The 7,892-nt window shown below is 70.7% G+C and carries 7 protein-coding genes; 3 read left to right on the top strand and 4 right to left on the bottom strand.

The features are described 5' to 3' along the window. From ABD378_RS18715 to ABD378_RS18700, 4 genes are all read right to left on the bottom strand, one after another. The coding region (locus ABD378_RS18715) for an AfsR/SARP family transcriptional regulator (RefSeq protein ID WP_486389299.1) at positions 1–1,252 on the bottom strand (1,252 nt) is incomplete at its 3' end. Positions 1,253–1,657: 405 nt separating this feature from the next. Beyond that, positions 1,658–3,676: a HAMP domain-containing sensor histidine kinase gene (locus ABD378_RS18710; protein ID WP_344522055.1), complete on the bottom strand. Its 2,019-nt coding sequence runs from the start codon at positions 3,674–3,676 to the stop codon at positions 1,658–1,660. Positions 3,677–3,698: 22 nt separating this feature from the next. Further along, a complete protein-coding gene (locus ABD378_RS18705) occupies positions 3,699–4,454 on the bottom strand; it encodes a response regulator transcription factor (RefSeq protein ID WP_344522054.1) in 756 nt (251 codons plus the stop codon). A gap of 94 nt (positions 4,455–4,548) precedes the next feature. Continuing rightward, the gene (locus ABD378_RS18700) at positions 4,549–4,941 is read right to left on the bottom strand and encodes a hypothetical protein (RefSeq protein WP_344522053.1); all 393 of its coding nucleotides are present in this window, start codon (positions 4,939–4,941) and stop codon (positions 4,549–4,551) included. Between the two features lie 362 nt (positions 4,942–5,303). Between ABD378_RS18700 and ABD378_RS18695 the strand changes: the two genes are divergently transcribed. The 3 genes from ABD378_RS18695 (at position 5,304) to ABD378_RS18685 (ending at position 7,851) form a co-directional block, all read left to right on the top strand. After that, positions 5,304–5,780, top strand: coding sequence for a hypothetical protein (locus ABD378_RS18695; protein ID WP_344522052.1), 477 nt, complete (start codon positions 5,304–5,306; stop codon positions 5,778–5,780). A 98-nt stretch (positions 5,781–5,878) separates the two neighbouring features. After that, a complete protein-coding gene (locus ABD378_RS18690; RefSeq protein ID WP_344522051.1) occupies positions 5,879–7,234 on the top strand; it encodes a sensor histidine kinase in 1,356 nt (451 codons plus the stop codon). After that, positions 7,198–7,851, top strand: a complete 654-nt coding sequence (locus ABD378_RS18685; RefSeq protein WP_344522050.1) for a LuxR C-terminal-related transcriptional regulator — start codon at positions 7,198–7,200, stop codon at positions 7,849–7,851. The genes ABD378_RS18690 and ABD378_RS18685 overlap by 37 nt, the downstream gene beginning before the upstream one ends. Positions 7,852–7,892 lie beyond the last annotated feature (41 nt).

The following is a 7,892-nucleotide window of genomic DNA, read 5'->3' as shown; positions in this document are numbered from 1 at the left end:
CAGAGGCCGCGCCCACACCCGAAGCAGAGGCCGTGGTGGGGCCGGACGCAGAGCCTGCACCCAGACCCGACCCGGGGGCCGCGCCTCGACCCGACGCAGAAGCCGCACCCAGACCCGCAGCAGAGGCCTCGCCAACACCCGACGCAGGAGCCGTGGTGGGGCCCGACGCAGAGCCCGCCGCCCCGACACCCGACGCAGGAGCCGCAGTGGGGCCCGACGCAGAGCCCGCACCCAAACCCGCCCCAGAAGCCGCGCCTCGACCCAACGCAGAATCCGCACCGACACCCGACGCGGGAGCCCCACCGACACCCGACCCAGAAGCCACGCCTCGACCCGCCCCAGAAGCCACACCTCGACCCAACCCAGAATCCGCACCCAAACCCAAAGCAGAGCCCGCCCCACCGACACCCGCCCCAGACCCCACACCTCGCCCCGCCCCAGAAGCCGCCCCGCGGCCCCTCCCAGCAAGGGCCGTGTCCAGTCCCCCCAACGCCGCGCCCGCAGGCTCCTGCAGCACCTCGCGATGCGCCTCCCGCACCGCGGCGCCCGGTTCCACGCCCAGCTCGTCCACCAGCCTGCGCCGCAGCTCGCGGTGGACGGCGAGCGCCTCCGCCTGGCGGCCCGTGCGGTGCAGCACCAGCATCAGCTGGCGGTGGAAGGCCTCCCGCAAGGGATACTCGGCGACCAGTTCCGCCAGCTCCGGCACGAGCCCTCCGCCGCCGGCCCCGGTCGCGAGCTCCGCGTCGTACCGCAGCTCAAGAGCGAGGAGCCGCGCCTCCTCCAGGCGCGGTACGAGCGCGTGGCCCGCCGCGTCCGCGGGCAGCCCGCCCAGCGGAGTGCCGCGCCACAGGGCGAGCGCGCCGGACGCGGCGGACGCGCAGCCGTCCCAGTCGCGTTCCGCGTGCGCGGCACGGGCCTGCGCGACCAGCTGCTCGAAGACCCGTACGTCCAGCTCGCCATCGGCCACCCGCAGCCGGTACCCCGGAGGCACCGCCCGCAGCCGCTCCGGATCGTCGAGGAGCCGGCGCAGCCGCGTCACGTGGTTCTGCAGGGAGGCGTGCGCGGAAGCGGGCGGAGCGCCGCCCCACAACGCGTCCTTGAGGGCGTCGACGGAGACGACCCTGCCCGGTTCGAGCAGCAGCGCGGCCAGCAGGGCGCGGCCCTTGGCGCTCTGTACGGGCTGGGGCTCGCCATCTGCGTCGTACACGGCAGGCGCGCCCAGGAGTCCGAACCTCAACCCTTCGCACCGCACGTCCACGCCATCTCCCGCCAACCGTTGGCCACATGTTAGCGATCGGTTGGCGGCCCCTGATGGGATGCATACATCGGGCCCGGCCCCGCCGGTACTCGCGCCAAGCGCGTAACTCGGGGGAGTGTCACCGTTGCGGCCGGGCCCGCTCAGTTTCTGCGATGCACCCTTAACTTCCTTACGGGGTGGGGAAGTTAAGGTGCTCGCGGAATCGGGGCAGCCGCGAGCGAGTCACCGTACCCACGCGGAAAGCACCGCCCCACGACCCCCGGCCACCCGCGCCGGCCTCCGGATTCCGGCACCAGGTGCTCACGGATCGCCCACCGTTCGCCCACCATTCGCTCACGTCAGCGAGCCCCGCGACGGCACCCCGAAGTGGTATCCCCCGGTAACACCCATCGGCATCCATCATCCCGAAGGCACCCGCACCGTGAACACCGCCCCCTCCCCCGGCGTGCTCCGCGCCGTCACCGTCCCGCCGTGCCCCTCCACCAGCTGGCGGACGATCGCGAGGCCGAGCCCACTGCCGCCGGTCGCCCGCGTACGTGACTTGTCCGCGCGCCAGAAGCGGTCGAAGACGTGCGGCAGGTCGTCGGGGTCGATCCCGGTACCGGTATCGGCGACCTCCACCACCACCGCGTCGAGCGTGGCGCGGCAGCCGATCGTGACGCTGCCGCCTTGCGGGGTGTGCCGGATCGCGTTCGATACGAGGTTGCCGATCGCCTGGCGAAGCCGGAGCGGATCGGCCGTGAAACACGGATCGCCGAGCGTCGTCGCGCTCAGCCGTACGCCCGCCGCCTCGGCGCCGGCCTGGTGCGCCGCCGCGACCTGGTCGACGACGTCGGACGCGTGCACGGGCTCGCGGTGCAGCCGGAGCGTACCGGCGTCGGCGGCGGCGAGATCCTGCAGGTCGTTGACGATGTGCTGGAGCAGCAGCGCCTCTTCGAGGAGCGAGCTGACGAGCTCCGGGTCGGTGGCGACCACGCCGTCCTCGGCCGCCTCCAGCCAGCCGCGGATGTTGGAAAGCGGCGTACGCAGCTCGTGAGCGACGTCGCTCACCATGGCCTGGCGCTGGTCCTCCAGGGCCTTGCGGTGGGCTGCCATGTCGTTGAAGGCGTCGGCGAGCTGGCGAATCTCCCCCGCCGAACCGGCCGAGCGCGCAGTGACGGGTTCGGCGGCCTCACCCGTCTTCATCCGCTGGGTCGCGGCGGTCAGCGCCCGCAGCGGGCGGGTCAGCCGGGTCGCGGCGAAGGCGGTCACGGCGACCGTCACGGCGAGGATGCCCGCCGAGAGGCCCGCGAGCCGGGTGGTGTTGGCCCCGGAGAGGCTGAACCCCGAGGTCTCGCCCGCGCGGGCCGCCGCGGTGCGCGAACCGTCGGTGCTGGTGACGAAGAGGAGCGCGGGCGCGGAGACGTACGACCCGAGCTGCTCACGCCGGGCGCTGCCCACGCAGGCGGCGGTCTTGGTGTCGTACCGGTTGTCGACGCGGCTGACACCGCCCGACGGCTCGATGGGGTACGGCGATTCCGACGGGATGCTCGTGGGCGTACCCCGCCCCTCGCGAGGAGCGCCCGGCTCGGCGGGAACAGCCTTTTCCGGCTCGGCATCCGGCTCAGGCTCGGCCTCCGTGGGCGTCTGAGTCTCGGTGGGGATGTAGCGCCCGGAACGACGGTCGAACACTCCCACCGACTGCCACCACGTCAGGTCGAGCCCGACCTTGACGGGCGGGGCGTCCCCGCGCCGCAGGCACGCGTTGGTCAGCTCGTTGAGCCGTTCGAGCGCCTTGCTCTCGGTACGGGTGGGCATGTCCAGCCGGTAATCGCGGCAGCTGGAGTCGAGGAACTGGGACGGATCGTTGGGCGCCTCGACGCGCGGCCGTCCGCTGGGTCCCTGGACGGCATGGGCGGAGACCCCGAGGTCGTGCATGCAGCCCACGACGCTCGCGGCCACCTTCGCCAGCTCTTTCCGCTCCGACCCCGGCAGCCGGAAGGGCCCGACCGCGCGCGGATCGATGCGGTCCTGACCCCCGGCCTCCGCGTCCGCGCTCCCCGCACCGGCGGTCAGCGCCCCGTCGACGGCGAGCGGATCGACGACGGCCGATGCCTTGGAAGGCAGCTCGGCCCCGGCCGCCCCCTTGCCCTTGCCTTTCCCGTCCCGCGAGTCGGCGATGACGACACGGTCCTGCGTGGTGAGGGCGATACGCCGCCCGGTCTTCCGGGCCAGCTCCCGCACGGTCTTCTCGGCACCCCGCCATCCGGGCGCACCGGCCGCGAGGCCGAGCAATTCGTCGTAGACACGGGCGTCGTCGGCGAGCACCTGCCCCTGTTCCTGCCGGATCGCGCCGGACGTGGTCTGCGCGGCGAGCCAGGCGGTGGCGGCGATCGAGACCACGGAGACGAGCACGGAGACGGCCAGCAAGCGCGGCAACAGACTCTTGCGGAACGGTATGTCACGCACCACGTCGCGCCGCCGCCCCGAAGGCCGCGCCGGTGAGCTTGTACCCGACGCCGAAGACGGTCACGAGATGACAGGGCCTGCGCGGATCGACCTCGATCTTCTTGCGCAGATTGAGGACATGTACGTCGACGGTGCGCACGGATATGTACCCGGACGACCCATGGATACGATCGAGCAGCTGGGGCCGCGTAAACACTCGCTCAGGCTCCGCGGCCAGCGTCGCGAGCAGCTCGAACTCCCCCGGCGTGCACTCGACGAGCCGCCCCTCGACGGTCACCTCGTGCCGCACGGGATCGACGGAGAGCCCGCCGACCCGCAGCACACGCGGCACGGCTTCGGCGCCCTCGACGACCGGATGGTGCGTGCCCTGGGCGCGCCGCAGCAGCGTACGGACGCGGGCCATCAGCTCGCGCGGACTGTACGGCTTCGTCAGATAGTCGTCGGCGCCGAGATCGAGGCCGAGCAGCAGATCGTCCTCGGTCGTACGAGCGGTCAACATCAGGATCGGTATCCCGACGACGGGACCGTTCCCTCCCCCACCCCGCAGGACGCGCGTGACGCCGAGTCCGTCGACCCGCGGCATCATCACGTCGAGCACGAGCAGGTCCGGCGGCCTGCGCCGCACCTCGTCGATCGCGGCACGCCCGTCGTGGACGACGGCGACCGTGTGGCCCTCGCGCTCCAGATAGCGGCGGACCAGCTCGGCCTGTTTCTCGTCATCCTCCGCGACCAGGACAAAAGCACACATGGTCTGGAGCATAAGCGGGGCGGCCCGGACCAAACGGAATCCGGACAGCGGCCTGACAGGATCCTCATAACTCCCCGCCCCGCCCCAGGGGCCCCTAGTACGGCACGACCACAACCTGAAACTCGTCCTCGTAGACAACCCGCCCAGGATCCGACGACCGCACCACCCGGCACTCGATGCCGTGCGCGTCGAGAATCTTCAGATAGCCGGGTACGCGCTCGATGAGATGCGTGGCGGTGACCTTGAACCAGGCGACGGCGCCGGGCATGACGTCGTTGTCGTAGACGCTGGGGTCGACCTTCGACGGGACCGGATAAGCGGTGTCGTACCAATCATTGTTGACCCGCCGAAACCTCTCCTGCTCCGGCGTCAACTTCCCTTCCTTGGCAAGCCCATTGACGAGAACGAACACTCCGGGGAAGTGCCCGCGGGGATGGCGCACGGGCGACTCGTAACGAACGTAAGCGGCAACACCGTCATCACTCATCACGGCATCCTCGCACCCCACCCTCACGCACCCACAGCCGGAGCAGCGCCGCACGCCCCCAAGCACCCGCGGCCGGCATCGAGACGCGAGGGGACGTGCCGGTATGTCCGCCCGGAGCACGGTTCCCAACACTCCAGACCCGAAGCACCCAGGCGGCCACTGGACGATAGCGAGGACGGACATACCGGCGCGGCCCCGCCCCCACAGACGAACAAGCCCCGCACAGGGCACGCACCCGCAGCAGGCAACGCACGCGAGGGGAGCGCACCCCCGCCCCCCCCCAAGGCTCAGCCCAGCTCAACAGGGACCCATACGGCCGCCCCACCTCGCGCCCAGACCCCACCACCCCGAAGGTGGTCCGCATGAACCGCACCCACGCCACCCGCACCCACGCCACTCGCATCGCAACCGCCACCGCCCTACTGGCCCTCACCACCACCGCCTGCTCGGAGAGCGACGTGGACAAGGCCAAGGACAGAGCCGCCTCCGCCACAGCCAAGGCGGGCGAAGCCGTCTCGTCCGCAACGGAAGCCGCCGCCTCCAAGATGGCCGAGGTGAAGGACGGGGTGGACGCGAAGAAAGACGTGAAGGTCGACGGCCCCACCAAGACCGAGGACGACCGGGCGACAGCCAAGATCACGGCCACCAACACCAAGGACAAGAAGGGGGACTACACCATCTCCGTCAACTTCCGCGACGGCGACGGCAAGCTCCTGGACACGACCGTCCTCAACATCAACGACGTGGACCCCGCCAAGTCGAAGTCCGGCACGGCCCGCAGCAACCGTTCCCTGTCCGGCACCCCAAAGGCAGAGATCGGCAAGGCACTACGCCACTGACCGAGCGCACCGACAGCCCCACCAGCCGCCAGCGGACGGCCCCAAGAGGGGAGTTATTACCACCGACTTCCCAGGTCCACGCAACACATAATCGCCCTATGGACCGCATGGACCGCACAGGACAGGCACAAGAACCCACCCCAACACCCCCACCTCCCAGCCGACTCACAGGCCTAAAGCGCTCCCTCACCCTCTGGGCCCTCTCCCTCTGGGCACTTGGCCTGTCCCTCTGGCTCCACGTCGTACACATCCTGCTCGGCAGCGGCCTCACCCTCCCCCTGCTGCCGAGCGCCACCCGAGCCGTACGCAAGCTGGCCGACCGCCAACGCGCCCTGGCAAAGCAGTGGTCGGGCATCGAAATCCCAGCCGCGTACCCCAAACACCCCGCCACCACCACAACCCAACCCCCACCCACACCCACACCCACACCCAGAACGCTCCGCACCCACCTCCTCTCCAAGGACAACCAGCTCTACAGGGACTGGCGCTGGGCGAACCTGGACCCGTACATAGGCGGAGCCATAGCCTTCGTCCCCGCAGCCCTCATCCTCAGCGGCATCTGGGGCATGACCACAGCGATCATCGGCCCCCAGCTCTCGGACAGCTGGGGCAGCGTCTGGTACCTCTTCATCCCGGTCCAGAACGGCCTCACGGCCACCCTCGCGGGAATCCTCGCCGCCCTCCAGTTCCCACTGGCACTCTGGGCGGCTCCCCGAGCCGTCCACCACCACTCCCGCTACCTCCGCGCAATGCTGGCGCCCAGCGATAGCGAACTCCTCGCCACCCGCATCGAGCACCTCACCACCACCCGCTCCGACGCGGTGGACACCCAACAGGCCGAGCTCCGCCGCATCGAACGCGACCTGCACGACGGCGCACAGGCCCGCCTGGTGGCGATGGGCATGACGCTGGACGCCGCGGAACACCTCCTGGAGTCGAACCCGGAAGCGGTCCGCGCCCTGCTCCAGGAGGCCCGCCAGTCCTCGGCCAAAGCACTGCAGGAGCTGCGCGACCTGGTCCGCGGAATCCACCCCCCGGTGCTCGCGGACCGCGGACTGCCCGACGCCGTACGCTCATTGGCGATGATCTGCCCCCTGCGCACCGAGGTCGAGACCGACCTGCCGGGCCGCCCCGAACCCGCGGTGGAGTCGGCGGCGTACTTCGCGATCTCGGAGATCCTGACCAACGCGGCCAAGCACGCCCAGGCCGACCGGGCCTGGATAGACATCCGCCACGAGCCCTCGGCGGCGGCCCACGGCGCCCTCCGCATCACCGTCACCGACGACGGTCGCGGCGGCGCGGACATCTCCGCGGGCACAGGCCTGCGCGGCATCGAACGGCGCCTAGCGACCTTCGACGGCGTCCTCGCCGTGAGCAGCCCGCTCAACGGCCCGACCATGGTGACGATGGAGCTGCCGTGCGTGTTGTCCTCGCCGAAGACCACTTCCTCCTGAGGGACGGCATCACACGCCTCCTCCAGGCCTTCGGCCACGAGGTGGTCGCGGCGGTGGACAACGGCCCCGACCTCCTAAAAGCCCTGACCCCCGCCACAACGCCCGACATAGCGATAGTGGACGTACGCCTCCCCCCAGACTTCACCGACGACGGCCTACGCGCGTCGGTGAAGGCCCGCGCCCAAACACCCACCCTCCCCATCCTACTGCTCTCGCAGTACGTGGAGCCGCTCTACGCAAGGGAGTTGATGGCCACGGGCTCGACAGGCATCGGCTACATCCTCAAGGAACGGGTCTCGAACGGCGCGGACTTCATCCGGACCATCGAGCGCGTGGCCGCCGGCGGCACGGCGATGGACCCCGAGGTGATCTCGAAGCTCCTCATCCGCAAGACGCACGACCAGGCGGACCCCATGTCCCGCCTCACCCCGCGAGAACGCGAGGTCCTGGAATGCCTGGCCCAGGGCCGGTCCAACGCGGGCACGGCGGAGGCCTTGTTCATCTCAGAAAAGGCAGTCGCCAAGCACATCAGCAACATCTTCCCGAAGCTGGGCCTACCCCCGTCGGACACGGACAACCGCAGGGTCCTCGCAGTCCTCACGTACCTCAACCGCTAGCCCGTTCCGGCGCCAGCCCGCTCCGGAACCCCGCTCAGCAA

Source organism: Streptomyces rectiviolaceus, assembly GCF_039533825.1.
GTDB classification, from domain to species: domain Bacteria; phylum Actinomycetota; class Actinomycetes; order Streptomycetales; family Streptomycetaceae; genus Streptomyces; species Streptomyces rectiviolaceus.
This window is presented reverse-complemented; position numbering and strand designations above follow the sequence as displayed.

Excerpts from the sequence above, each read along its gene's own strand:
- ABD378_RS18705 (WP_344522054.1), bottom strand. The coding sequence starts at position 4,454 with ATGTGTGCTTTTGTCCTGGTCGCGGAGGATGACGAGAAACAGGCCGAG.
- ABD378_RS18700 (WP_344522053.1), bottom strand. The coding sequence starts at position 4,941 with ATGAGTGATGACGGTGTTGCCGCTTACGTTCGTTACGAGTCGCCCGTG.
- ABD378_RS18695 (WP_344522052.1), top strand. The coding sequence starts at position 5,304 with ATGAACCGCACCCACGCCACCCGCACCCACGCCACTCGCATCGCAACC.
- ABD378_RS18690 (WP_344522051.1), top strand. The coding sequence starts at position 5,879 with ATGGACCGCATGGACCGCACAGGACAGGCACAAGAACCCACCCCAACA.